A 25,724-nucleotide genomic window follows, 5' to 3' on the forward strand; every position below is an offset into this window, starting at 1 on the left:
CTTACGTTAACGTTGTTTTGAAAAAATCGATTTATTTCAGAGCCTCAGACCCCGAGACGATCTCCATGAGCTCTTTGGTAATATATGCCTGACGCGCGCGATTGTACTGAAGCGAGAGCTTCGAGATCATATCGCGTGCGTTATTCGTCGCGTTGTCCATCGCTGACATTCGTGCGCCGTGCTCCGAAGCTTCGGACTCGAGCAATGCTCGAAGAATCTGGACCACCACGTTGACAGGAAGGAGGTGCTCTAGAAGCGAAGTCTCGTCGGGCTCAAAGATGTACTCGCTTGCGACCAAGGACTCTTGGCCCTCATCCGCCGTAGCAAGATCATCGAGCTTCAATGGAAGCAGGGGATGCACGATTGTGTTGTATTTAATGGCCGAGATGAACTCGTTGTACACCACGTACACTGCATCCACTTCTTCGTTGACGAAGCGCTCGGTGACCTCTTTGGCAAGTTCGCGAGCTTTTGCATAACTGACGTTGCCAATGATCTCTGGATAGTTCTTCCACATGCTCTCGCTATTGCGGAAGAACACCGCCCCTTTGCGACCGAGTGTCGCCAACTCGACCTCAACACCCGCCATCTTCTGGTCTCGAACGAACTTCGAAACCGTACGGATCACGTTGGTGTTGAATCCGCCACAGAGTCCACGATTCGATGTCACCACAATCACGAGCGCCTTCGTAGGCATCTCACGAGTTTGCAGAAGTGGGTGCGAGGAATCCTCCACGCGCGAGGCCACACTGGCGATCACTTGATTCATCTTGAGCGCGTACGGGCGCGCAGCTTCAGCCGCATCTTGGGCACGCCGAAGCTTCGCAGCTGAAACCATCTTCATGGCGCTGGTGATCTTCTGCGTGTTTTTGACCGAAGCGATTCGCTTTCGGATGTCCTTCAAACTAGGCATTTCTAACCTCAGTCAAAATTATTCGGCGGCAGCTTCTTGGCGCTGAGCCTTGAACTCTTTGATGTACGACTGGAGAATCTTCACTGCTGCAGCCGTCACTTCGCTTTGCGAGTCCGTATTGACCTTTTTGCCGAAGTTCTTGTCGCCAGCGATCTTCTTCCAAATCTCGCCGTCTTTGTTCTCGGCGTAGTCATAGAGACCGTCTTCGAACGCGCGAAGCTGAGGCACCTCAAGTGCCATGATCACGCCTGCGTTAGCGGCCAAGATCAGAAGTGCTTGCTTGGAGACGTGCAGCGGCTGGTATTGTGGCTGCTTGAGGATCTCCACAAGTCGCGCACCTTTAAAGAGCTGCTGTTGAGTCGCTTTATCAAGGTCGGATGCGAACTGTGAGAACGCCTCGAGCTCACGATACTGAGCAAGGTCGAGCTTCAAGGTACCTGCAACGTTCTTCATCGCAGGAATCTGAGCGGCACCACCCACACGCGAAACCGAGATACCGACGTTAATCGCAGGACGTACACCAGCGAAGAACAAGTCAGACTCTAGGAAGATCTGACCGTCGGTGATCGAAATCACGTTCGTCGGAATGTATGCCGACACGTCACCAGCCTGAGTTTCAATCACAGGAAGCGCTGTCAAGCTGCCAGCGCCCTCAGCGTCTGACATCTTCGCTGCGCGCTCGAGCAGGCGGCTGTGGATGTAGAAAACATCGCCTGGATAGGCCTCGCGTCCCGGAGGACGACGAAGAAGAAGCGAGAGCTGACGATAAGCCACAGCTTGCTTTGAAAGGTCATCGTAGATGATCAGGGCGTGCTTTCCATTATCACGGAAGTACTCGCCGATCGTCACACCGGTATAGGGTGCGAGGTACTGAAGAGGAGCAGATTCTGAAGCGGTAGCCGTTACGATCGTGGTGTACTCAAGCGCATTCGCCTGACGCAACCTTTCCACAACCTGAGCAACCGTGGACTCTTTCTGCCCGATGGCAACGTAGATGCAGTACACATCGGTTTCGCGTTGGTTGATGATCGTGTCGATTGCGACTGCGGTTTTACCCGTCTGACGGTCACCAATGATGAGCTCGCGCTGGCCACGTCCGATTGGAACCATCGAGTCGATAGCTTTCAGACCGGTCTGCAGCGGCTCGTGAACAGACTTTCTCTGAATGATACCAGGAGCCTTGACCTCTACACGACGTCGCTCGCCGGCCTCGATTGGTCCGAGTCCGTCTACCGGAAGGCCCAAGGCATTCACAACGCGTCCGAGAAGTGCTTCACCCACTGGAACGTCAACGATACGGCCGGTTCGCTTAACAGTATCGCCTTCGCTAATCGCGGAGTCGTTACCGAGAAGGGCCGCACCGACGTTGTCTTCCTCAAGGTTGAGAACCATGCCGGTGACGTTATGAGGGAACTCAAGGAGCTCTCCTGCCATCGCCGAATCAAGACCGTGGACACGTGCGATACCGTCACCAACCGAGATCACCGTACCGGTCTCGCTAACTTCGACGCGCTTGTCGTAGTTCTCGATCTGACCTTTGATGATCGAACTAATTTCTTCAATATTGATAGCCATCTAGATGCCCTCGAAGGTTTAGACTTCTTCCAAAATAGATTCACGAATTTTATTGAGATGGGTTCGCACAGATCCGTCGTAAACCGTATTACCCACGTGGGTAACTACGCCCCCCAAAAGGGACTCGTCTACTTCCGATTTGAGCACCACGCTCTTACCCGTCAGACTCGCAAGTGCTGACTTCAAAACTTCTTGTTGCGCTGGCGCGAGGGCCCGTGCGGAAACCACGCGGGCGCGCACACGACCTTCATGCTCATCGAGCAACCGACCGAACTCTTCGGCGATTTCTGACACGTATTGAATACGGTCTTTGTCCACCAGCAGAAGCGCGAGGTTTTGGGTCATAGGATCCCAACCGAGCTTGCCCGCGATGTTCTTCACAACGCTTCTGCGCTCTTCAATTCGCACGCTCGGGTTGGTCACCACGTTCTTGAACGCGTCGCTCAACGTGTGGATCTCTGCGAGCTCATCCAACTGCTTTTGCAACACGCTCGCGTTATTGCGCTCGATTGCAATCTGCAAAAACGCCTTTGCGTATCGCTTTGATGCGAGATGTCTCATGATTAGGCCGCCTTATCCAAAGACTTAATATCGTTGAGGTAGCCGTCTACAAGTTCAGTTTGAACTTTGTCGTCCACCTTCTCTTTCACCATGTTTTCTGCAAGTCCAAGCGCGAGGTCGATAGCCTCTTGCTCGATCGATTGCACTGCGCGGCGAACTTCCTGCTTGATCACCATTTCAGCGTCGGCACGCATCTTCTCAACCTGGCGTTGCGCCTCGGCCACGAGCCGCTCTTTCTCGCGCATTCCTTGCTCATGGTAATCGTCCATGATGGATTTACGCTCTTCTTCGAGCTTCTCAAGCCGCTGGCTCACTTCTTCGAGCTTCGCCTCTGCGCGCAATCGAAGGTCCTTCGCTGCGTTCAAATCCTGCAGAAGGTTTTCTCGTCGGCTCGCGAAGTGCTCTTGGATCTTAGGACCCGCGAAATAGACAATGATGCCGATATAGATGATCAGGTTGACGATGCTTGTGACCCATGAGGCCCACGGAAACTCACCACCACCGGCCGCAAACGCGTCAACCGGAAAGAAGACCAAGGCTAGGAGAACTGGAAGAACGCGCGCGACGAGTACTTTGGCAAGTGACTCAGAGCGCTCTTTTAGCTGAACAAGACTAGACTCACGCTCCGCCTCGATTTTGGCGCGCTCGGCTACCAACTTCTCGCTGATTTCTTCGCGAGCTTCACCGAGGATATCTTCGAACTCATTTTGCCCTTGGGTCCGAAGGCCTTCACGGACTTCGTTGGCCTCGCGACGCGCGTCGCGCATCTTGCGCTCGTAGTCGGCGAGCGAACGCTCGGCGCGAGCGTCCATTTCATCAGCTTCTTCGCGCGAGCCTTGCAAACCGTCTCGCCGAGCTTCAACCGCCTTCAAATAGGGGTCAAAAATCAGCGGACGCAACACAAGAAAGAGCACTAAGAAAAGGATCATCTGGATGGCTAACGTACCATCGAGGTCGATATAGCCGGCGGCTAGCAAAACAGTGTTTCCGAACATGCTTCCTGACTCCGGATTGGGACCCTCTTTCGCCACTAGGAACTTCGACGAAGAAGGCTTGCGAGCATGGGTTTACCCGCAAGTCGGCCGCGTCTAACATGCCCCTAAACCAGTGTCAACGTGGATCGGAGCTAGTTGGTCTCAAGGGTGGACGGAGTCAATCCGAAGAGCATGGATTTCAGTGTCAAGGTCACGCCTTCTTTGGTTCCCGTTAGCTGAAGTCCTTCGCGGGTACACTCCGACTCGATGGTTGAGATGCCGCGCCCGAGCTGCTCGACCATACCAAGTGAACGGGCGATTCGAGCCAAGAGCGGATTCCGAGGAATCGATACCCCGGGCTCGGGCACGCTTACCATCGCGCCAGGCGACCAGATCTCCAGGCGATCCACGAACATGCGAACTTGGATTTGGGCAGCTGATTTCAGGTCGCGGTGGATCAGTGCGTTGGACAAAGCTTCTCTGACGGCACGTCGTGGAAACTCCAGGTCTGAATTCTCTGGACGCACCTGATCCACAACCGGACGGGCGTTGTCTTCGATGGCCGCCATAGCCTCCTCCAACAACACGTGCATCCGTCCAGAGAGATGTTGGGTGAGTAGAAGCTCAGACGTCACACTCCCGCCGGCGTACGCCGAGAAACTGAGCGTCAACTGTGGTTGCAACCATTGTGGATTATCTCCGAACGCATAGATCAGGGCGATGGTAGGGATAACTCGACTACCCATGGGCGCCGCGAGGCGAAGCTTCTGCAGGGCGTCTTCGAGCGATCCTCGGCTAGAAAGGCCTGGGATATTCGCGTCCAGCCACTCTCGAAACGCGACCAAGTCAACGTCCTCAAGGGTGCTCGCCGGCACTGTTGTCAGCTCGTGGGACATCAGGATGCTCCGATCTCAGAAATCTGAAAAACTCGACCAACTATCTCAGGTCAACCTATCAAATTTCTGATATTCTCCTAGTCCAAAGTTTCACCAAAACCCATGAAAAGCCAAGCTGCAAGCGGCCCTGCGCGATTTTTGCATTCGATGGTGTGACTATTGCTACTTAACTCTTCGCACAAGAGCTGAATCAAACATGAAGCGAGAGATGATGATGAAACACACACTGAATACCTTGACACTCATGGCTGCGTTGCTGGCCTTCTCAAATGCCGAGGCACGCACTCCCGTTCAAGAATGCACGAGCGATGCAGACTGCCCCGATTCATACACCTGCATCACCGAGGACGTCGGCGCTTGCCCTCCTTGCGAGAGCGGTATGGAGTGTGAGCCTTGCAGTTCAACCTCCTACTCGTATTGCTCGCCGCCCCCACCCGAGGAGTGCGAGTCGGATGCCGATTGCGAAGGCGACAATGTGTGCGTCTCCTACACCTATGAATCCTGTACGGGTGGAGACGTGGTTTGCGCGGCCGACCCCGATGGCAACACCACTTGCGACGACGAACCAGAAGTGGAAGTGAACTGCGAGTCTCACTCAGAAGCCTATTGCGTGCCTCCGTATTACGCGCCGTGCCAGGTTGACGCGGATTGTGGTGGCGGATTCGCATGTAAGGACATTGAGATTTGTTCGTGTAGTTCAGATCCTTCACCAGAACCAGAGCCGGGCACAGGTAATGGCTCTGACGGCGCGCCGGATGAGGGTTCTTGCGAATGCGGTCCAACGGGTGACAAGTATTGTGAACTCATTCCCGTAGAATGTGAGACCGACGCTGATTGTGGGGCTGGACAATCTTGTCAAGACCTCTACGGCGGTGAGACGGAGCCAGCACCACTTCCTGCCGACGATGACCCAGACACCATGGATGGCGACACTGGAGACACTGGGTCTGGTGAGATCATGCCTTATCCCGAGGAGTCCTACTGTATCCCAGACGGTTACTGGGGAACGCCAGTCTATTCGGGCGATGATTCCGCTGGCGAACAAGCTCCAGTTGGCAATGCCTCGGGCGCCGAGCGAGTTGGATGGGGCGAAGGAGACTCAAGCGGTTCCAAGGCCACCGACTCAGGCTGTTCCGCAACGAATTCGAACGCGACCCTTGGGTGGCTCGGACTCTTCGGCCTTATTGCGCTTCGCCGCCGCCGCCGAGCTTCTCGCTCAAACCGCTAAATCGCCGAACGGGGTTTAACACCCCGGCCCGGTAGACTTCCTCCATACCAACTACAAGCACACCTCTACGGGCCCTCGTCAGGGCTGTGTAGAGGTTTTCTCGTGTAAGCAAGGGAATCGGCTCCTCAGGAAGCACCACCGCCACATGGTCAAACTCCGAGCCCTGAGCTTTGTGCACCGTCATCGCAAACGAGAGGTCAACTTGAGCCTTCAGCGAGTTGAGGTGGTGGGCGGCAAAACCGCCTTCACTCTCAAACACCGCCATCAAGACCTCTTCTCTATCGATTCTGGCTCGGATGACCACGCCCTGGTCGCCGTTAAAGAGGCCACGAGAGTAATCGTTGTGCAGCATCATCACAGGCACGCCGGGCCCAAGCCCCTTGAATCCGAACTCGTCTTCCATGCGGGACAAGATAGCCTCGTTGAGCGCAATGGACCCAGTCGCACGACGTTTGGTCACACATAGAAAACGCTCTCGTTTGGTGAAGGCAAAGAGCCCTTCCAGGAGTTGACGATCGAACTCGTCGAAGCCGCCTTCTCTAATCTCAAAGGTGTGCCCAACGGCTTCACGTAGGACTGCCTCATCAATTAAACGCGTGCGCACCCATCGAGAAATCATCTTCTCAAGATTCGCCTTATCTTGAATCTCGAGACGGGACACGCCGGGTTGCGCCTCCCATTGCTCCGCGAGATCCATGCGCGCCCACCCCTCAGTGGACCCATCTCGAACCAGCCGAGCTTGCAGCAGAATCTCAGCGCCGCCAGAATCGTCGGCTTGTCGAAAACTCTGGGTCAATCGAATGAATCTCGGCCCGAGCTCCCCTGATTGAGGCTTGAGGTCGCGCAATACCGTCCCACTTTCCACGGAAGGCAATTGTTCTGCGTCCCCGATCAAAACCAAAGTAGCTCCACCCAACGCATCCAAAATGGAGCGCATCATATGCAAATCGATCATGGATGCTTCATCCACCAACACTACGTCTTGGCGCAATGGATTGAAGCGATCTCGACCAAATCGGCGTCGCGTCACGGAATACTCGAGGAGCCGATGAAGCGTTCTTGGTGCCACAATCCCTTCGATGTTACGCGTGCGCTCACCCATTCGATTTGCAGCCTTGCCGGTCGGGGCTGCCAGAGAAATCCGGCCCTGCTCGACCCCAAGATGGCTCAGTGTGCGCACGATATATTCGATGATGGTGGTTTTTCCAGTTCCAGGCCCACCGGTAATGACAACAAAACCGCCTGAGCACGCGCGAACCACCGCTTCTTTTTGTTCGACGCTGAGCGCGTCTGCGCCGTCCAACGACTCAAGCGCGCCACGGGCATCCGATTCGCTGACCAACCCCTTGACCTCGTGATCTCGAATAAGTCGCGCGAGCTCAATTTCCAATTCCCAAGTCTTGTGGTGATAGAACCAGTCCCCCTCAACCACAAAAGGCGTATAGGCGTGCCCCGTCGATACAAGCCCGCCAATCCTCCTCAGTTCATCTTTGATGCGTTCGTAGACGCCGGCTTCAAGCTCCCCCATCGCCTTGAGCACTCGGTCAACTGCCGAATCGTACCCGGGCATCAATGGCACTCGAGTGCTTCCATCCTGCACAGAAATCAGGGACCCCAAAATCAAAGGAAAAACAGGCGATTCCAAGCTAATGGCTTCAGAAGCTCGAGCCAAACCCAAGATATCTTTGGCCAAAAAGGCGAGGTCTTCGTCGATATCATGGGCTTCGCAAAGGGACGATATCTCTGCCCACCTTTGACTCAAAACATCCTCACTAATAACGACCCGTAGTCAGGTACGATTCGATCGCCTTGTAGGCACGCGTCAATTCCTGGCTGAGCTCCGTGGCCAGCTTCTCGGTCTCGGGATCATTGACGTGCTTGTCGGGGTGATACTTACGCATCAAGGTTCGATAAGATTCCTTCACCGTTTCAAGGTCGGAACCGTAGGGGACTTCAAGATTCGCGTAGTAATCGCGAATGCTTTTATGGCCCTTAGGTACAGGTGGGTTAAGCCCGATCTCTTCAAAACCCATCTCGTCGGCGATGGGCTCGATAATCTTTTTGAAGCCACCTTGGGCCTCAAATTCCTGAACTCGGTCGAGGATTTCGTTGAGGTTTGCCCTGACCCGTCTCTCAAATTTATCTCTAATTCCCATCGGTCGATCTCATATATGAGCCAAGTAGACTCAGGTAAAGCTGGTTCCACCACCGGGAAGAATTTCGAGAGCGTAGGGATTGACATCCTCTCCAATCGAGACCTCGATATCTTGACCCCACTTTTCAACGGAGAGATAGCGATCGCCCTGCCCTTCGAATTCGTAATACTCCATCTCCATTCCTCGACGCGCTCCAGTCTGGCCCATTTGTGAAACACGCGCCTTTCCACGTTCGACCATCCGGAATCTTTCACCTTCAAACTCGATGAACTCTGGAACGCTTCCATGGAGCACCACATCGGTCTCTTGCCAGATACTCACCTCGAGTTGGTCATCTTCTTCCACAGCGAGCCACCGAACATCGTCTCCGTCAACCAACATGAAACACGTCCATGGCCAGCCGGAATCATTGTAGTCAATCCGTCCTTCGACCACAAAGTCCTGATCGAAATGCGTCACGATATCGCCAATTTGCAGGTTCTTAATGCTGCGCTCCCCGCTCACTTCAGACACAGGCTGAAAGTCACCTGCGCTTTGAAAACCAGGTGGCAATTGCTTCATGTTCTCAAGCGATTTGGTCTTTTTATAGAAATAGACCGTGGCAACTATCACCACGATCAGCGCTATCAAGGTCAATAACATCATGAGTGATTCCTCAAATTTGTACCGCCCATGCGTATCATAGCCAAACCGGTCAAACTAGACTGGAATCACAGCCCTAGAAGTTCTTGAGCCGCCACTCGTGTCTTGTCGGAAACCCTTGCCCCGCCGAGCATTCGAGCAATTTCTTCGATTCGCTCTTCGACATCTAGAAGTCGAAGGGTCGACTCGGTGCGATCGGCTGTAATCACCTTCTCGACCCTGTAGTGGTGCTCCCCTCGGCTCGCAATTTGCGGCAGGTGTGTGATGCAGATGACCTGGTGGTCGATCGACGTTCCGGCGATCTTAGAACCCACGAGATCCGCAGTTGACCCGCCGATTCCGGTATCCACTTCGTCAAAGATATAGGTAGCAATCGTATCGCGCTCTCGGAGCACAGTCTTCATGGCCAACATGATTCTCGATAGCTCGCCGCCACTGGCAATTTTGGCCAAAGGCTTGGGAGACTCCCCAGGGTTTGGCGAAAACTGGAACTCAACGGTGTCGATCCCTTTGGCACCGAGCATGGTGGCGTTGGGTCCTTCAAGGCTCTCGGGAGCAAACTGCACACTTAGCTTCGCACTCTTCATGTTGAGGTCATGCAGTTCACGCTCAAGGGCCCGTGCGAACACACTGGCAGCTTCTCGGCGCTCTCCTGAAAGCTGAACAGCAAGCTCTATTGCGGCGCGTTCGGCCTTTTCCAGCTTCTTTTCGAGCTCGGCGCCCCTTTCCTCCGCATTTTCCAGACGATCGAGTTCCTCGCGCATGCGCTCTGCTTCTTCGAGGATGATCGCGATCTCATGTCCGTGTTTGCGCTTGAGGAGTTTGAGAGCCTCAAGGCGAGCCTGCACAGCATCGAGGCGCGCTGGGTCAGACTCGGCACTATCGGTAAACTCACTGAGCTCTCGCGCGACATCTTCCATCAGATATCGCGCATCATTGAGCCGAGCGTGTAGTTCCGCGATTTTCGGGTCGACGTGCTCGATTTTAGCCAGCGCGTTGCTGGCTTCGCTGAGTTTGGAAACGGCCGAAGCCTCACCGTCATAGATTAAGAACGTGGCACGTTGGGTTGAATCGCCGATCTTCTCGGCATTCTTGAGGCGCAAGAATTCAGCCTCAAGTTCGTCATCCTCTCCAAGCTTCAGCTTTGCCGCATCGATCTCACCGAGCTGATACTTCAGGAAGTCGATACGATGAAGCCTTTCTCGCACATCGCCACGCAGAGACTCCAATTCCTTTCGGAAATTCTGCACCGTTGAGTAAGACCCCGTGTACTCGTCTCGCAGGCAATTCAAGGCCGCAAACTCGTCCAGAATATCCAAATGCCTCGGTACATCGAGAAGGCTGATATGCTCGTGCTGTCCGCTGATATCGACGAGTCCAGAGGTCACAGCCTGCAGGGTCCCCAACGTGGTTAGACAACCATTGACAAAGACCTTATTTCGGCCGCTGCGAGCGATGATGCGCCGAATCAAGAGCTCATTATCACCCGGCTCCACGCCAAGCTCTTCTAGAATCGACTGTGTCCGACGCTTGTGAAAAGCGCTCAGCTCAAAACATCCCTCCACGACCGCCTCGTCCGCATCCCCACGAATCACGTCGGTAGAGGCGCGGCCGCCAAGGAGCAGATTTAGGGCGTCGATGACGATTGACTTTCCGGCCCCTGTTTCCCCGCTCAGGACCGTCAATCCCTTATAAAAGGGGACTTCCAGATGATGAATAATTGCAAAATTGCGAATCACAAGATGAGTTAACATCGTCTTATCCTCGAGGTCATGGACAGGGACTGAACAAACAACCCCTGAACAAATTTTCATTCCATAGATTGAGAAAAAAGGCAATCATGCCCAAATTCTTTTTCGGACGTTTTTCGAAAGTGTTGAGAATTTTTTTTGATTGGGACGAATCCTAAGGAGTCATGAAGCCCACAAAGATCGAGCACTGGGGACTAAAAGGACTTCTGAGCGCTGGACTTATCTTTGCACTCTGGGGTTCTCTCCTCTCCTATCTGCTCCTGAGCGAATTTGCGATTTGGAAGCTGGGTCTGATCATTTTTCAGACCATGCTCTACACAGGGCTATTCATCACGGCACATGACGCGATGCACGGGACGGTCATACCATCAAATCGGAAGCTCAATGACATCATTGGCTGGGCGGCTGTGCTTTTGTACGCTCTCTTTTCTTTTCGCAAACTTCGCGAGCGCCACACCTTGCACCATGACCATCCAGGCCAAGAAGAGGACCCTGACTTTCATGATGGTGAGCATTCGGGCTTCTGGGCATGGTATTGGCGTTTCCTGACCCACTATGTGACGTGGAAGCAAATCCTCGGGATGGCCATCATCTTCAACGTGTTAGAACATCTCGTAGGCGTTAGCCTGGTCAATCTCCTGGTGTTCTGGGTACTTCCCTCACTCCTTTCAACCCTACAACTTTTCTACTTTGGTACCTATCTTCCGCACCGCGGCGAACACGACAACCCGCACCACGCAAGGTCCAACACCTATTCCGAAATGGTCTCTTTTCTGACTTGCTACCATTTCGGATATCACTTCGAACATCACGAGTACCCCTGGGCGCCCTGGTGGTATTTGCCTACAGTCTTCAAAAAAGAGCGAGATCTCGCATGAAAAAATTACTCCTAATGCCCTGGTTCGATTCTCTAAAGGACCACGGCTTACTCTGGATGAGAGTCGCACTGGGCCTAAGCTTTGTGGCTCACGGATGGCCGAAGCTCGCAGGCGGTCAGGAGCGCTGGGAACAAGTGGGCTCCGCGGTCTCCCATATCGGAATCGACTTTGGACACCTCGCGTTCGGCTTGGCCGCAGCGGGTACCGAGCTCATCGGTGGCATGTTGCTCGCCATAGGTTTGGCGACTCGTCCGGTTTCGTTCCTTCTCGCGTTCACCATGTTTGTTGCCATGATGATGCATATTTCCAATGACGCTGGATTCGTAAAAATCTCGCACCCGATGGAGCTCGGGATTGTATTCATCGGTCTATTGTTGATGGGTCCTGGGCGATTTAGCGTCGATCACAGACTCAAATAGGGGTGACGTTATCTTGACGCATCGCAACATTCGGGCGAACCTCAGGCCGAAGGTTGCTTTGGCACGTTGACCTTCCATGAAAGCGGATGTTAGGTTTCCGCCGCAGATTTTCTCTCGTACTTTTCAAGGCCGATGCCCTATGGAACTTCGATCACGGGATGGTGTTTTACCTGTTATCCTCGCCCTTTGCGTCGGGTTGGTCTCCGCTTGCGACAAGCCACAAGTTGGCTCAGCCGGAACTCCTATCACGGCTGGTGGCGTTGAATTCAGCGTTGGCGAATACGACGTTCGCTACCTTGAGATCTCGGAGGGCGAGCAGACGTTCGAATATCCGAGACCAGTATTGATCTTACCGATTACCGTTAAGAATGTTGGGGAAGGCAGTTTGGTCTACAGCCCAAACCACTCCTCGCAACAAATGACGGAGACCACAACGCCTCTTCTCTACCTTGATCCGGGCGCCGAAGCCACGCTTCCACCTGATAGCAAGAGCCTGATCAATGGCGTAGTGTTGGAAAAAGGAACCCCAGTCGGCCAGGCAGGCTCGACCACTCTTGAAAAGGGGCAGTCCGTCGATGACATCTTGCTTTTCGAGGTGCCCGACCAGGCGCTCGATCTCGTTCTGAGCCTTCCTCCGGCCATGCACCGGGAGAAATTGCCGGTGCTCTTCAAATGGCGTTTTGAGCCTAAAGAGCCAGCCGGTCCTAAGGTCTACACTGTTGGGCAATCGCTGGAGTTCAACGGCGTAACGTTCACCCTAGATGGCGGTGAGCTCACCTACGTCAAGACCAACGATAGTGCCCAGGGTGAGGGTTTCAGCACTGAAGCACTCTACAAGGTCGACTACACGATTAAAAACGATAGCGAGGCCACCATTCGCTACGAGCCTGGCCATAAGGCCGTGGGCACTCGCGGTGCCGCTCTCTTTACGGCAACGGACGCTCTTAAGAAGGTTCGCTTCCCGGGCACCACGTCGGTAGAGGGCCAACTCGACCGCTCAACGGTCGATCCGGGCCAAGAGATCAAGGATTTTGTACTCTTTGAGGCTCCTTCCTCGGACATCAAAACTCTTAGCTTTGAATTCCCTGCCTCGGTCTTCGGTGCTTCCGGACTCGCGCGCTACGAGCTCCCATTCGAATTCAAGGAAGTTCCTAAGCCTGCCGAGCTTACCAAGAAAGAATAAACATGAGCGTCTCAACGAAGCCCGCAAGCGGGTTTAGAGATTTCCTTCCCGCAGACACCGCGCGACGCGAGTACGTCTTTCAGATCATCGAAGAAGTCTACCAGAGCTACGGCTTTGAGCGACTCGATACGCCTTGCGTAGAACGGCTAGACACCTTGATGGGGAAGTACGGCGAAGAAGGTGACCAGCTCATCTTCAAGATTCTGCAGCGCGGTGAGAAGCTTCAGCGGGCCTTGGAATCGGAAAGTCCTTCGGACACCGACCTCGCCGATATGGGACTTCGATACGACCTAACGGTCCCGCTCGCCCGAGTCTACGCACAGAACCGAAACTCGCTTCCGCGCTACTTTAAGCGCTATCAGATCGCGCCTGTTTGGCGCGCGGACCGGCCGCAACGCGGTCGCTTTCGCGAATTTGTGCAATGTGACGTGGATGTGGTCGGCTCCAAATCCATGACGGTAGAGGCTGAGGTCACCGCCGCACTCGCCCAGATTCTCAAGCGACTTGAGTTTCAAGGTTTCCGTATTCACCTCAATCACCGAGGCGTGCTCCGTGCTCTGATTTCGGTTTCGGGCATCGGTGCAGACAAAGAAACGGACGCGCTCGTAGCCATCGACAAGCTCGATAAGGTCGGAATCGACGGTGTGCAGAAGGAACTCGACGAACGAGGAATCTCCGCCGCATCGAGTGCGACGCTTCTTGGAATCCTATCAAAGTTCAAGAATCCTTCTGACGCTGAGTTTTCAAACGAAAACACACTCTCGCTCCTCGAAGAGCACCTTGGCTCGGACGAAGACGGTCGGCAGGCCCTGAGCGAGCTCAGCGAACTCCTCTCTCTTGCCAAGAGCGGACCCGCGGCCGCATCGCTCAAGCTCGACCCATTCCTCGCGCGCGGGCTCTCGTACTACACGGGTCCGATCTTCGAGATTCGAAGTGATGATTTTTCGGGAAGCCTCGGTGGTGGAGGTCGCTACGACGGACTCATCGGCATGTTCATGAAAGAAGACGTGCCGGCCTGCGGCTTCTCCCTTGGAGTCGAGCGCATCCTAGTGCTTCTCGAAGAGAGACAACAACTACAAATCCCAAGTGCCAATGCGGACGTGATGGTAGCCCTCTGGGACGCCGATTCGGCGCCTGAGTGCATTAAACTTGCCCACGAACTGAGGGCCTCGAGCCTACGCGTGGACATCTACAACGATTTCGACAAGTACAAGAAGCAATTCGCCTATGCGGATTCCCGAAACATCCCTTTTGTGGCCATCCTTGGGCCCAACGAATTGGCGAATTCAGTTGTAAGCGTGAAGAACCTGAAAACTGGTGAACAGAGCGAAGTGGCACGACGCGAAGTCGCAGCATTCATCAAGGGCTAGTCGGGGAGCCATGATCGACGAAGACGATATTCCCACGGGTGAGGTTGAGTTAGAGGAGGAGCGACGGGCACTCTCCTTTGCCGACCAGCTTGAGTTTCACGCGCTGGTGGAGGAACTCCTTCAGCACGAAGATACCCGGATCATCGACTTCGAAACGTACAAGCCCGCACCTGATGTCATTGTTTCAACCATAGAAGCTGGGATTGGACTGACTGTTCCCGAAGCGATTTTATCGTTCTTCCAGAGCATTTCGGATGGCTTCGACCTTGAATGGTCGTACTTGGAGGAAGGAGAGGAGCGGCCCGGAGGCCAAATCGGTATCTACAACTTTGCGCGTGTGTTTGGCACGTGGCTCGATGAGTTGTGGGGCGTCTTTGAAGATCAATCGCGCGAGGACTTCACGTGGGAAATCCGCGGCTTCGAAAAGCCCGTTGCGCATCTAAATGAGCTCCAAACGGTCTTGCATCACAATGCGAACACGCGGGAATTCTCGCTCTACTATTACGCGGCGCACGGTCCGAACTTTCGTCTGAAGGTCGATTTTCTCGAATATATCGAATTGTTGAAATTATCCCGCGGGTTCTTTGGTTGGCAGCTACTGATTTCTGACGCGGACTTCGATGATTTTCCGGTCGCCGCAGAGGTGGCCGAGCGATTTCACCGAGTCATGCCACGGCTCTTTCCGAAAGACGACTTTTCGCGCTTTCGAAAAGCATAGCTTGGCAAGATTGCACTGAAATTGTTAGTGTCCAGACGAATTCCAAAGGAGGTTCTATGGCGTCATCAGCCGTTGTGGAAGAAGCGCGTACCATTGAGAAGTACAGTCCAGTAACCGGTGAGAAGATCGCCGAGTATCCCATCGCAAGCGTCGACGAGGTAAAGGCAGCCGTCGAGGCCGCCAGCCAGGCATTCGGCGCATGGCGAGATCTCTCAATTTCAGCGCGATTCAAGTACATCAATCGACTTCGAGATGTGATTCGCGAAGACGGCGAGTACTACGCGGCACGAATCTCCGAGGATACGGGAAAACCGCTCTCGGACTCGTTGCTCACCGAATTGATGGTGACCGCGCTCATGATCGACCATTATGAGAAAACCGCGGAAAAAGTCCTTTCCAGAAAGCGCGTTCGAAACCCCTTGGTGTTCCCCTTCAAAAAGAGCTACGTGGAGCATTTTGCGATGGGAGTCGTGGCAGTGATCTCGCCGTGGAACTTCCCATTTCAGTTGGCGGTTGTACCGGCCATCTCCGCGCTGATCGCGGGGAGCACGGTGATCGTCAAGCCCTCAGAGGTCACGCCGATCGTGGGCGAGATCATAGCCGAGGTGTTTGAAAAGGCGGGATTTCCGAAAGGCGTCTTCCAGCTCCTACAGGGCGATGGCACTACGGGCGCGGCACTCTGCGATTCCGACGTCCAAAAGATCTTCTTTACCGGGTCGGTAGCCACGGGTCGACGCGTCATGCAAGCTGCCTCAAAACGCCTGATTCCGGTTGAGCTGGAGCTTGGAGGAAAAGACCCCTTCATCGTCTGTCACGACGCCCCGCTGGAGCGTGCCGCAAAGGCCTGTGCGTGGGGCGGACTCGTCAACTGCGGCCAAATGTGTACGTCTGTGGAGCGGGTCTTTGTTGTAGAGTCCGTCTACGATAAATTCATGGCACTCCTCAAGAACGAGGTCTCTCAAGTCAAGGCAGGTGGTCCCGACGAGGACGCCGATATCGGCCCGATGACCTTCCCAAAGCAGATCAAGATCGTTGAGGCTCATATCGCCGACGCGAAGGCAAAAGGGGCCAAGATTACGCTCGGAGGAAATCGCATCGACCGCGATGGCCAGTTCTTTGAGCCTACCTTGATCGAGGACGTCACCACCGAGATGGACGTTTACGTGGAAGAGACGTTTGGCCCGGTCATTCCGGTCATCAAGGTTATGGACGAAGAAGAGGCCATTCGCCTCTCAAACGCCCACCAATACGGCCTAAACGCATCGGTTTGGACCCTGGATGTCAACCGTGGAATTGAGATCGCGTCCCGTCTTGAATGCGGACAGGTCACAGTCAACGAAATCGTGCAATCCGTGGGTAACCCTGTGCTTCCGTTCGGAGGCGTCAAGAACAGCGGGTTCGGCCGCTATCATGGTGATGAGGGTTTGCTCAGCTTCACTCATACGCGGGCCATCATGGCCGATTATGGCCGTCTTAGTACTGAACCATTTTGGTTCCCCTACGCGGGCAAGTATCCGGAAATGCTCAAGGCGTTCAAAGCCTTGCTGGACGGGAAGTTGCCCAAAGCACTCATCTCCCTCGTTAAGATTCGCTAAGTTATGCAATATCCCTGGCTCGATACATTTATCCATTGGCTCAAGATAGACTCTACGTCTGGAGATGAGGCGGAGTTTCTCGAAGCACTCGAGAAGTATTTCGTGGCTGAGGGGTATACCGCTCAAAGACAGCCCGTGGAGGAAGGACGTTGGAATTTGCTCCTGACCACGTCGGAGAGCCCGAAAGCCCTCTTCTCGACACACGTAGATACCGTGCCCCCATTCTTCGGGCCGAAAATTGAGGACGGCAAGGTTTTCGCGCGCGGCGCGTGTGACACCAAGGGCGGAATCGTAGCCATGGCTGAGGCCGGCCGGCGCCTCAAAGATGCGGGCCACCTCGCCCATGGATATTTGTTCGTGGTGGGTGAAGAGGTCGATCATTGCGGAGCTAAGGCGTCAGTGACGCTCTCGGTTCAGACCGACCAGATCATCCTCTGCGAGCCGACCGTTAATCAGGTGGTGAAGGCACAAAAGGGGATGGTGAAGCTCGAGCTTCGCGCGGCTGGCGTGGCTGGCCACTCTGCATTCCCAGACCGAGGAGAATCCGCAATTGAGAAACTTCTCGTGGTCCTTGAGCGCATTCGAAGCCATGAATGGCCGACCAACGAAATTCTGGGGCCGACGACGATCAATGTCGGCGTGATCGAAGGTGGTGTTGCAGCGAATGTCTTCGCACCTAGTGCCCGAGCCGAACTCCTGATCCGAGCGGTGTCTCCAGTAGAGCCATTGATGGAGACATTACGGGAGTTGAGCGCAGGAAACTGTGAGATATCCTTTCCTGCCTCCAACGACCCTGTGTTCTTTGAGATTCCCGACGATGTGAGCCATACGATCGTTCCGTTTAACACGGATGCGACCTACCTCTCGGAACTTGGGCCTGTATGGTTGGTTGGCCCCGGAGATATCCAAACCGCACATTCGGATCATGAACATATCGTTTTGGATGAATTGGAGCGTGGAATTGAACTTTACGAAAGACTCGCGTTGCGCGTTTTGAACGCTTGAGTATAAGACGTTTCTAAAGCAATTCACTGATTTCTGTGGACGTTTTTCGTCCGATGCGTCTTAACAAAACTTCAATAGTCCGCTAGTTTGTGCAAATTCTGGCACAAAGCAGGTCCATCATGAGCAAAAATATCATGGTGGTGGACGATAACGCCGATATCCGAAACGTCGTTGTCGCCACCTTTGAAAATGAGGGTTGGAGCGCAGTTGGAGTCTCTGACGGCCCCACGGCCCTCAAGAAACTTGAGGACCTCCGCCCTGACCTCGTGGTCTTGGATATCTTGATGCCAGGAATGAGCGGCATCGATGTGTGTCGAGAGATCCGCCAACGCTCAAGCGTTCCAATCGTCTTCCTGAGCGCACGCGACGAAGACGTGGATCGTATCGTCGGCCTTGAAATTGGCGCGGACGATTACGTCACAAAACCTTTCAATCCAAGGGAGCTCGTCGCGCGAGCCAAAGCAATCTTTCGGCGCACAGAGTCTTCTGGAAATAGCGTTTCGAAGACTGAAATCGGCGAAAACGTGCTCGTACACGGAAAACTGATGCTCGATGTGGAGCGATTTAAGGCGTTTTGGGCAGATGAGCATATCGAACTCACGAAGACGGAATTCCTGCTGCTCCGCACCCTTATGAGGCAGCCAGGCCGTGTGTTCTCCCGAGATGAGCTGATGAAAGGTGCCTATGATGACGGGATGTTCGTGAGTGACCGAACCATTGACAGTCATATACGCCGACTCCGGTCCAAATTGGCCGAAATCGGCGCAGATCCCATCGAAACGGTTCGAGGCGTAGGTTATACGCTGGGCGAACTCGCTTAGAACTGAACCGCGTCTACTTCAACGGAGGGATCCTCAAGGCCATTGACCATGATGCCAAGGCTCGAGATCGAGTAGAGGTAGTCATCCATGAAGATACTTCGGCGAACATCGACCCACCAGTGGTATTCATTCGGGTCACAGCCCTGGCAGCCGGTAAGTGGTGCGTGGTCAACCCGACCGAGCTCCGTAAATCCAGTGCTGCTGCTGGCTCGGAGTACCACCAATCCTGAGAATGGGTCAGCGTTGTTTTCCCACGAGTTCAAGGGCACGGCCAAGATCTCTTTGCCTGCGTGATAGGTGAACGCGTGGTGGTCCCACATAGCCTCAGACCATGAAGACCATGGGCCAGTCGAGAGCAGGTGCTGGTGAGTTCGCGTTGGGTTCGCCATATCCGTCACATCGAAAATCTGGAGGTGAACACCGAGGACCTGACCGTTAGAGTCCGCATCTTGACCGATGGTCAAGAGGTGGTTCTCGCCCATCGGGTGGATATAACTCGAGAACCCGTTGATCTTGAGCTCGCCCAACAATTGAGGGTTCGTTGGGTCGCTGAGGTCAAAGGTGTAGAGAGGATCCGTTTCACGGAACGTCACCACGTATCCCTTATCGCCCATGAAGCGTGCCGAGTACACGCGCTCATCAGGGGCAAGTCCGCGGATGGCGCCCGTCTCAACTAGCTCTCCCTGATCGTCTTTGAGAATGATCACGTGGTTTCCACCTGCCCATACCCAGTTACCGTTCTCGTCCTCTTCTTGACGATTATCCGTCACGGCCAAGCGAAGATGCGCTTCATGCTCAGACATCGAGAATTGGTTCAACAACCAACCATCAACCTCTCCACTCGCTGCGTAGAGTGCTTTTCCGTTCGGTCCATCGAGCGAGAATTTGTGGATATGCGAGTAGTTACCTTCGTTCCAGCCCCACCAGGAGCGGCTAGAGAGCGCGACGTAGAGGTTCTCTTGAGACGAATAGACTGTCCATCCGCCGGCCAAGAGTCCCGTGGAGGTGATCGAAGGATTTGGTGCGTCGATCTCGAAATGACTCACGTTGAGGACACCCAGTTCCGTGGCAATCGCTGGAAGGTAGACATCCGTACACTTGTAGAGATCGGTAGCGGCCGACGCCGTACCATCCGCTGCCACTGACCTTTGCTTTGGTAGGATGGAGAGCGCACCATTGTTGGCTATCATGGCCTCAATTTCTGCCTGCAAAATCGGACGCGCGATGTTCTTTGCGTCTTCAATCTCGTCCTCGGTGGCATCCCAATCAAGTTCTGGAAGGCCGAGGTTCTCGTCCCAGATGATATCCCAATAGCCGTCCATTTGGACCGAGGAGTTCGAGACAACGTAGACGTCATCGTCGATCATACGAGCATTGTTGAACTCTCCGCCGATGTCTGACTGAGAGATAATGCTCGGAGCGGTCCTGTCCGTGATGTCCAGCAGGGTGATTCTCGTTCCGTTGAAATTATCTGTAGAAGTGCACTCACCAGGAAATCCTGGTTCTGCCACATCACCATCAACCACATTGTTCGTAGGGTTGTTGGCGGACGTAACGTCAGAACACCTGTAGCTGTAGATGGACGAAAAGAGTGCGATTCGGTCGCCATGAAGGAACATGGATGTTGGATAGCCATCGCTCAGCGAAACGCGGCCCACGACTTCAGATTGGTCGGCAGGCCAAGACTTCACGATAATCAATTCACCGTTGTTGATCGTGTAGATATGATTGCCGTCAGTCTTGACGAAGTCTGCCTCATCCACACCCACCTCTTGAACGTTTGTGGTGGTGTAATCGTCCGGCGAGTCTCCGGCTTGATCATCGTTACCTGAGGATGGAGGCTCACTGGCATTGTTTTGCTCGGCACCAAAGTCTACGTCGATTCCGCCGCGGTAGTACTCATAACGATCGGTGAGCGCGCGTTCCACAAGCGCATCAACCATGGTGTCTTCAATGTCCTCGCAGCTCGTGGCTGCCGAAAGTTGAAAACGCTTGATTGAGTTGGCGTCACCCTCCTTAGTGGTGTCCTGTGTACATCCGCCCAGAACAGTGCCGCCTACCAAGAGACCTGCCCAAAGCCATCGATTCAAACCTTGTTTTTCAATTTTTCGTGTCTTCATCATCTACCTCGTCTCAGTTTTTTGAGTCTCAATTGTCAACTTCTCACAAAATCCGGCGAAACTGCGTGGGTTCCGCGCTTACCCCCGAAATATAGTGCGAAACTCATGCCAACACCGCTTAGCGGCAGGATTCAGCGAGTTGGCCAAGGCGGGGAGAAGGCGAGCGCTCCTTCCACTGGTGATGAAGGCTTCTGAGTGCCACACAGCGGGCGTGGCGATGGAGCAGCTCGGCAAGAGGGACAGGATTGTTAAACCGGTCGGCTAAATCGCGCAGGGCCTTCTCGGCATTATCAACCGAACCTTCCGACTCCGCGAGCCATGCCTCAACACTCAAACAGAGCACACGCGCCTGCCCTGCCCTATCGGACGTGCAATAAACCTGATGGGCTGCTCGAACGCGTGCTACCTCATTGGCTGGTGCCTCGGTGGCCTTCGGAGTTCTCATTTGCATCAAGACTTGTGCGATTCGCGGATCGCCTGGGACTTCCTTCTGCGCTTCACGAGCCACGCGCAAGGCCTCATCTCGCTTGCCAGCTTTAACTAGGACATCTACCCAGATCCCAAAGCCGGGCGCGTTGCCTTCTTCATCCCGAAGCCTCGAAGCCACCATAGAACGTGCCCAAACCTCAGCCACCTCCCACTCCTTAAGCTCCGAGTACGATTGAATGACGAGCACGGACGCTTCGGCCGATTTCGGCGCGAGTGTTGCGAGCTCCAACGCAAAATCAGCTCCGAACCGCTTACCCTTGCGCTTGTTGACCGCCAGATAGGTGTGCCGCCAAATCTCAGGATATTTTACAACCATCTGAGCCAGCTCAGCCGCCCCAAATAGCGACGAAGCCGCACTTGCAGCGCGGGTGCGCGCCCAGGAGTTCTCCAAGAGTTCAACGTAAAGCTTCTTGGACTCCTCGATCTCCTCGGCCTCAGCCATGACCCATGCGAGGTAGAGACGCATACGTGCCGTCGGCTCAGTATGGGCTGCTCTCTTCGCCAGTTCCAACGCGGCCTTGGAATCACCACGTTTGCGAGCGTCTTGCGCCAGTGAGAAATAGAGCCGTGAATCGCCAGGAGTCAGCCGTACGCGCCTTTCCTCCTGCCTATTCTCATTGAGCTCAGGCAGGGAGTAGACCACCCGGCCCCCCACAAAACCAATGGCGAGCACCGAGAGAACGATCAAGATTTTCGGGGCGAAATTCTCAACCTTCACATAGGGATAGGCTCCCGGCGCAAAGGCTTCCTCTTTGTGAGCCTGATAGACTTGCCGCGCCATGGCCTCCACTGCGATCAACATCGGCAGAGAAAGTCCGAGCGCAATGAAAGGGAAGTGCATGGCTCCAATCGCCAAGAAATAGGCAGAGAGCGCCACATTCAATGAAATGAAGAAGTGGCGCCTTTCCGAGACCTCGCCCTCGATATTGGGCATAAGAAGGGTGAGGGCCAAGAGTCCCAGCATGATCGCGGCCACCGGCCAGCCCATGGTCAAGACCCACTCAACCAACTCATTTTCAATCGTGGGAATGCTATGATCTTGGAGCAAGGTCCAATCGGTGTAGGCGGGAACTACATATTGGGTGGAGCCCGAACCCGAGCCCACTAGCCAAAAATCCACCGAAGCGCGCACGGCCGCACTCATCAACTCCACACGCGTCTCCAGGCTATCAAAAATCCATCGACCACCAGAGATCGCATTCATTAGGAAAGGTAACGCAATGCCTAGACCTACGACGCCGCCGGAGACGGAAAACACCAGCCAACGCCGTTTGATCAACATATGCCCGAGAAAGAGCGCCATAAAGAGGAGTGCGGAAACCAGAAAAGCCAAGAGCGCACCAGCACTCTCAGCCTCCATCATGGCGATGAACATGCCAATCCCCGCACCTCCAAGGGCCATTGCCGCGCCTCGGTTTTGGGTACGGGCCATTCGTGCGCTTAGTGCAGAACAGACCAGAGCCGCCCCACCAAAAAGGCTTGAGGCGTGGTTGGAGCTCACAAAGGAAGACATCTGCGGCGCACGCTTGGCCAGATAGAACCCAAAGAATTCCTGAAGTCCCATCGCGCGATGGACGTACCCTGTGATGAGCGATCCCAAAGCCGCAAAAACAAGGGCCCCGACCAACACCCGCCAGAGAGCCGAGCGATCGCGCAAGTTCACCACTGCGATTGAGGCGAGCGCGAGCACGCCTAAGCGCAGGCCTCGGTCCGCACTCTCGGCGGGAGCCATGGAAAAGGTTCGAAAACCGGACATCTCCAACCCTGCCGCGCTCACGCCGGCCGCGTACCATTCGTGTGAGAGTGGAGAGAAAAGGCTGATCAAACCAATGGGAAGAGGGATGATCTGAACGAAACTCCAAATCGCCCCGAGACCAAAGGCGATCGAGAATAAAGAGAGACGTGGGACTTTATATTTTGACGATTTTTGTTCATGTAGGACTAAAAAACACGCCACGAGGAGCCAGACGAACCAAATTGCGGCCACCCAGAAGTGCACAGACCCCAATAGCAGCGGGGAAATTCCCGCGGCCATGGCCACCATCAGCAATCCTGGACTAAGATCTTCACGCGTCATTGACGTAGACTCTCCAACTCTTTACATTTGCGCCCCTCTGAGGGACGCTTTTTCAACTTACTGAAATGATCAGGTCATGAACGAGATAGATACATTTGCCAATTACCACGTCCCCGACGCGGAGGAAGGCAGTGACTCGCCCGCTCGGCTCATATCGTACTACTGGGGGCTGCTCCGGAAGTACTACTGGATTATTCTGATCACGTCTATTGTCGGCGTTTCTGTCGGATATTTCTGGACTAAACAACAGCCGCGCCTTTTTAGGGCGGAGTCAAAAATCATCTTCCACCAAAACAAGAACAATGTGTTTGGTAAGAATATTGAACGTGTTGACCTTCTGGAACAAGGCGGAAGTTGGCAATTTGAACAGTTTTGGAACACCCAAAAGGAAGTCCTGAATTCGCGATGGTTCGCCGAAAGGATTGCTCAAAAAGTGGGGATGCTCGAGGGAGACACCCATATTCCCCTGACCAAGGCTGACGGAACCAGATACACAGACGAAGAGCGAACCCGCATGGCCATTGGCCGAGTGCGCGGAATGATGAGCGTAACGCTGCAGCGAGACAGCCGAGTGGCGCTGGTGGAAGTTACGGGTACCGACCCCAAATTCGCGACCGAGCTCGCGAACGCCGTCGCGAACGCCTACATCGACTACACCAAGGAATTCCAGTCCGGTGGGCTAAATCAGATCATCAACTGGTTCGATAAGTACGTTGGCGATAAGCGCGGCGAGCTGACTGCGGCGCAGGCCGCGCTGCACAAGTTCAAACGCGATAGAAACATCCTGGCGATCAGTTTTGAGGAACGTCAGAACTTAACGGGCTCGGATATGAGTTCGGTAAATTCGCAGCTCAATGACGTCCGCAACGACCTTTCGGCGGAGCGAGCCTCGCTCGAGCAAATGCAAAAAATGCTTCGTGAAGGCACCTCGCCCATCGAAGTCGCTCAGTTCGCCGAGAACCTCTCGGTGAGCAGCCTTGTTCAGCGCCGAGACGAGCTCAAGCTTCAACTCGCGGACCTGAACACGGTTTTTGGTGAGAAACACGAGAGCGTTCGCGCCGTTCAGGACCAGCTGGCGATCGTGGAGACCCGCCTCAGCGAGGAAATTCAGCGCACGATGAATGAAGTTCAGAACCGCGTAGAGCGCCTTGAGCGCCATCGGGTCGCTCTGGAAGGTCGACTGGCTGAACTTAAAGAACAGGCGTTCGAACTCAACGAGCTGGGCCTTGAATACGGACAGCTTCGGGACAAGGAAGAAACGCTGCGACAGCTCTATGAAACGGTTCTAAAGCGCTCCGAGGAGCTCGATATCAACTCGCTCTTCGAGTCGAATAATATCCAAGTTCTAGAGGAAGCCGAGGTACCTGGCGCGCCGTTCAGCCCGAATCTGCCTTATAATCTGGGTATCGCCCTTTTGGTTGGCATCGCGTTTGGAGGCGGCATCATCTTCCTGATCGCCGCCCTGGATAACACCATGCGCACAGAGGACGATGTCAATCGTTACACGCGCTCGCCCGTTTTGGGCGCTCTTCCTGAAGTGGACGCAGCCACGATCAAAGGCCTTGCCGACAACGCCTCGCTCGATATCATCACGCACGTTGCGCCTAAGAGCTCATTTGCTGAAGGCATCAAGACGCTACGAACCAACTTGATGTTCATGGCGGCTGACGAACCTCCGAAGCTTCTGCTGGTCACAAGCCCTGGGCCAGGCGAAGGAAAGACGCTGATCTCGTCGAATATGGCCATTGCCATGGCCCAATCCGGCCTCAAGACCCTGATTGTGGACAATGACTTGCGTCGCCCTCGTGTCCACAAGGCTCTTGGACTCAAGAACGCCAAAGGTGTCTCAGAGATCGCGATCGGAGAAGCCACGCTCGAAGAGACGCTTCTTCCCTCGGGTATCGAGAACCTCTGGGTACTACCTGCGGGCGATATTCCGCCGAATCCGACTGAATTGATGCATACCGCACGCTTCGAGAAGCTCATCGAAGAGCTTTCTCAGAAGTTCGACCGAGTGATTCTGGACTCGCCTCCGATCGGAGCCGTGGCAGACGCATTGATTCTAAGCCGCTTTGTGGATGCAGTTCTGCTGGTGGTCAAATACGGAACGACGCGTCGCGAAACCTTCCGCCGCTCAATCGACCAGCTCGATGCGATTGGCGCACCTTTGATGGGTTGCGTGCTCAACGACATCAAGAAGGACGCTGCGGGATATGGATACTCCTATTATTACTACCGCTACAACTACGAGGAGAAGCCCACAAAACCAGACTCGAAGATGGCGTCTTGAACGCATTGATTCTGGCGCGGCCTCCAAGTATGCTCCCTTTCGACAACATGTCGGGAACTAATT

The 25,724-nt window shown here is 54.4% G+C and carries 21 protein-coding genes; 10 read left to right on the forward strand and 11 right to left on the reverse strand.

What is annotated here, in order from left to right:
- Positions 1-31: 31 nt before the first annotated feature.
- The 5 genes from atpG to FRD01_RS08840 form a co-directional block, all read right to left on the reverse strand.
- Positions 32-913 (reverse strand): ATP synthase F1 subunit gamma, encoded by an 882-nt coding sequence (atpG, locus tag FRD01_RS08820; RefSeq protein WP_146959023.1) that lies wholly within the window; start codon positions 911-913, stop codon positions 32-34.
- 18 nt (positions 914-931) lie between these two features.
- Positions 932-2,488: a F0F1 ATP synthase subunit alpha gene (gene atpA, locus FRD01_RS08825; RefSeq protein ID WP_146959024.1), complete on the reverse strand. Its 1,557-nt coding sequence runs from the start codon at positions 2,486-2,488 to the stop codon at positions 932-934.
- Between the two features lie 18 nt (positions 2,489-2,506).
- A complete protein-coding gene (gene atpH / locus FRD01_RS08830) occupies positions 2,507-3,049 on the reverse strand; it encodes an ATP synthase F1 subunit delta (RefSeq protein ID WP_146959025.1) in 543 nt (180 codons plus the stop codon).
- Positions 3,050-3,051: 2 nt separating this feature from the next.
- Positions 3,052-4,044: a F0F1 ATP synthase subunit B gene (locus FRD01_RS08835; protein ID WP_146959026.1), complete on the reverse strand. Its 993-nt coding sequence runs from the start codon at positions 4,042-4,044 to the stop codon at positions 3,052-3,054.
- A gap of 131 nt (positions 4,045-4,175) precedes the next feature.
- The gene (locus FRD01_RS08840) at positions 4,176-4,919 is read right to left on the reverse strand and encodes an ATP-binding protein (protein ID WP_146959027.1); all 744 of its coding nucleotides are present in this window, start codon (positions 4,917-4,919) and stop codon (positions 4,176-4,178) included.
- Positions 4,920-5,133: 214 nt separating this feature from the next.
- On the opposite strand from FRD01_RS08840, the gene FRD01_RS08845 reads away from it, so the two are divergent.
- Complete coding sequence (locus FRD01_RS08845; protein WP_249756125.1) at positions 5,134-6,147, forward strand: MYXO-CTERM sorting domain-containing protein; 1,014 nt, start codon at positions 5,134-5,136, stop codon at positions 6,145-6,147.
- Here FRD01_RS08845 and FRD01_RS08850 read toward each other — a convergent pair.
- The 4 genes from FRD01_RS08850 to recN all read right to left on the reverse strand — a co-directional run bounded on the left by FRD01_RS08850 (position 6,101) and on the right by recN (position 10,699).
- A complete protein-coding gene (locus tag FRD01_RS08850; protein ID WP_146959029.1) occupies positions 6,101-7,909 on the reverse strand; it encodes an ATP-dependent DNA helicase in 1,809 nt (602 codons plus the stop codon). The two genes, FRD01_RS08845 and FRD01_RS08850, sit on opposite strands and share 47 nt — an antisense overlap.
- Before the next feature lie 10 nt (positions 7,910-7,919).
- Positions 7,920-8,303 (reverse strand): J domain-containing protein, encoded by a 384-nt coding sequence (locus FRD01_RS08855; RefSeq protein ID WP_146959030.1) that lies wholly within the window; start codon positions 8,301-8,303, stop codon positions 7,920-7,922.
- A 30-nt stretch (positions 8,304-8,333) separates the two neighbouring features.
- Positions 8,334-8,948, reverse strand: a complete 615-nt coding sequence (locus tag FRD01_RS08860; protein WP_146959031.1) for a DUF4178 domain-containing protein — start codon at positions 8,946-8,948, stop codon at positions 8,334-8,336.
- A gap of 65 nt (positions 8,949-9,013) precedes the next feature.
- The gene (recN, locus tag FRD01_RS08865; protein WP_249756126.1) at positions 9,014-10,699 is read right to left on the reverse strand and encodes a DNA repair protein RecN; all 1,686 of its coding nucleotides are present in this window, start codon (positions 10,697-10,699) and stop codon (positions 9,014-9,016) included.
- Between the two features lie 161 nt (positions 10,700-10,860).
- On the opposite strand from recN, the gene FRD01_RS08870 reads away from it, so the two are divergent.
- The 8 genes from FRD01_RS08870 (at position 10,861) to FRD01_RS08905 (ending at position 18,685) form a co-directional block, all read left to right on the forward strand.
- On the forward strand, positions 10,861-11,574 hold the full coding sequence (locus FRD01_RS08870; RefSeq protein WP_146959033.1) for a fatty acid desaturase: 714 nt from the start codon (positions 10,861-10,863) through the stop codon (positions 11,572-11,574).
- Positions 11,571-11,993, forward strand: coding sequence for a DoxX family protein (locus FRD01_RS08875; RefSeq protein ID WP_249756127.1), 423 nt, complete (start codon positions 11,571-11,573; stop codon positions 11,991-11,993). The genes FRD01_RS08870 and FRD01_RS08875 overlap by 4 nt, the downstream gene beginning before the upstream one ends.
- 139 nt (positions 11,994-12,132) lie before the next feature.
- The gene (locus FRD01_RS08880) at positions 12,133-13,176 is read left to right on the forward strand and encodes a hypothetical protein (RefSeq protein WP_146959034.1); all 1,044 of its coding nucleotides are present in this window, start codon (positions 12,133-12,135) and stop codon (positions 13,174-13,176) included.
- 2 nt (positions 13,177-13,178) lie between these two features.
- Entirely contained in the window at positions 13,179-14,546 is a 1,368-nt protein-coding gene (hisS, locus tag FRD01_RS08885; RefSeq protein ID WP_146959035.1) for a histidine--tRNA ligase, read from the forward strand.
- A gap of 10 nt (positions 14,547-14,556) precedes the next feature.
- Positions 14,557-15,264 (forward strand): hypothetical protein, encoded by a 708-nt coding sequence (locus FRD01_RS08890; protein WP_146959036.1) that lies wholly within the window; start codon positions 14,557-14,559, stop codon positions 15,262-15,264.
- A 56-nt stretch (positions 15,265-15,320) separates the two neighbouring features.
- Positions 15,321-16,859 (forward strand): aldehyde dehydrogenase family protein, encoded by a 1,539-nt coding sequence (locus tag FRD01_RS08895; protein ID WP_146959037.1) that lies wholly within the window; start codon positions 15,321-15,323, stop codon positions 16,857-16,859.
- Positions 16,860-16,862: 3 nt separating this feature from the next.
- Positions 16,863-17,864, forward strand: a complete 1,002-nt coding sequence (locus FRD01_RS08900; RefSeq protein WP_146959038.1) for a M20/M25/M40 family metallo-hydrolase — start codon at positions 16,863-16,865, stop codon at positions 17,862-17,864.
- A gap of 119 nt (positions 17,865-17,983) precedes the next feature.
- Positions 17,984-18,685 carry a response regulator transcription factor gene (locus tag FRD01_RS08905; RefSeq protein ID WP_146959039.1) on the forward strand — a complete coding sequence of 234 codons (702 nt, stop codon included), beginning with the start codon at positions 17,984-17,986 and terminating at the stop codon, positions 18,683-18,685.
- Here the strand turns inward: FRD01_RS08905 and FRD01_RS08910 are convergent.
- Entirely contained in the window at positions 18,682-20,805 is a 2,124-nt protein-coding gene (locus tag FRD01_RS08910; RefSeq protein ID WP_249756128.1) for a beta-propeller domain-containing protein, read from the reverse strand. The two genes, FRD01_RS08905 and FRD01_RS08910, sit on opposite strands and share 4 nt — an antisense overlap.
- A 118-nt stretch (positions 20,806-20,923) precedes the next feature.
- Positions 20,924-23,371 carry an O-antigen ligase family protein gene (locus FRD01_RS08915; protein WP_146959041.1) on the reverse strand — a complete coding sequence of 816 codons (2,448 nt, stop codon included), beginning with the start codon at positions 23,369-23,371 and terminating at the stop codon, positions 20,924-20,926.
- 76 nt (positions 23,372-23,447) lie between these two features.
- Between FRD01_RS08915 and FRD01_RS08920 the strand changes: the two genes are divergently transcribed.
- Complete coding sequence (locus FRD01_RS08920; RefSeq protein WP_146959042.1) at positions 23,448-25,661, forward strand: GumC family protein; 2,214 nt, start codon at positions 23,448-23,450, stop codon at positions 25,659-25,661.
- The last annotated feature ends 63 nt before the right edge of the window (positions 25,662-25,724 follow it).

The sequence above is a fragment of the Microvenator marinus genome (genome assembly GCF_007993755.1).
Lineage (GTDB): Bacteria > Myxococcota_A > Bradymonadia > Bradymonadales > Bradymonadaceae > Allomicrovenator > Allomicrovenator marinus.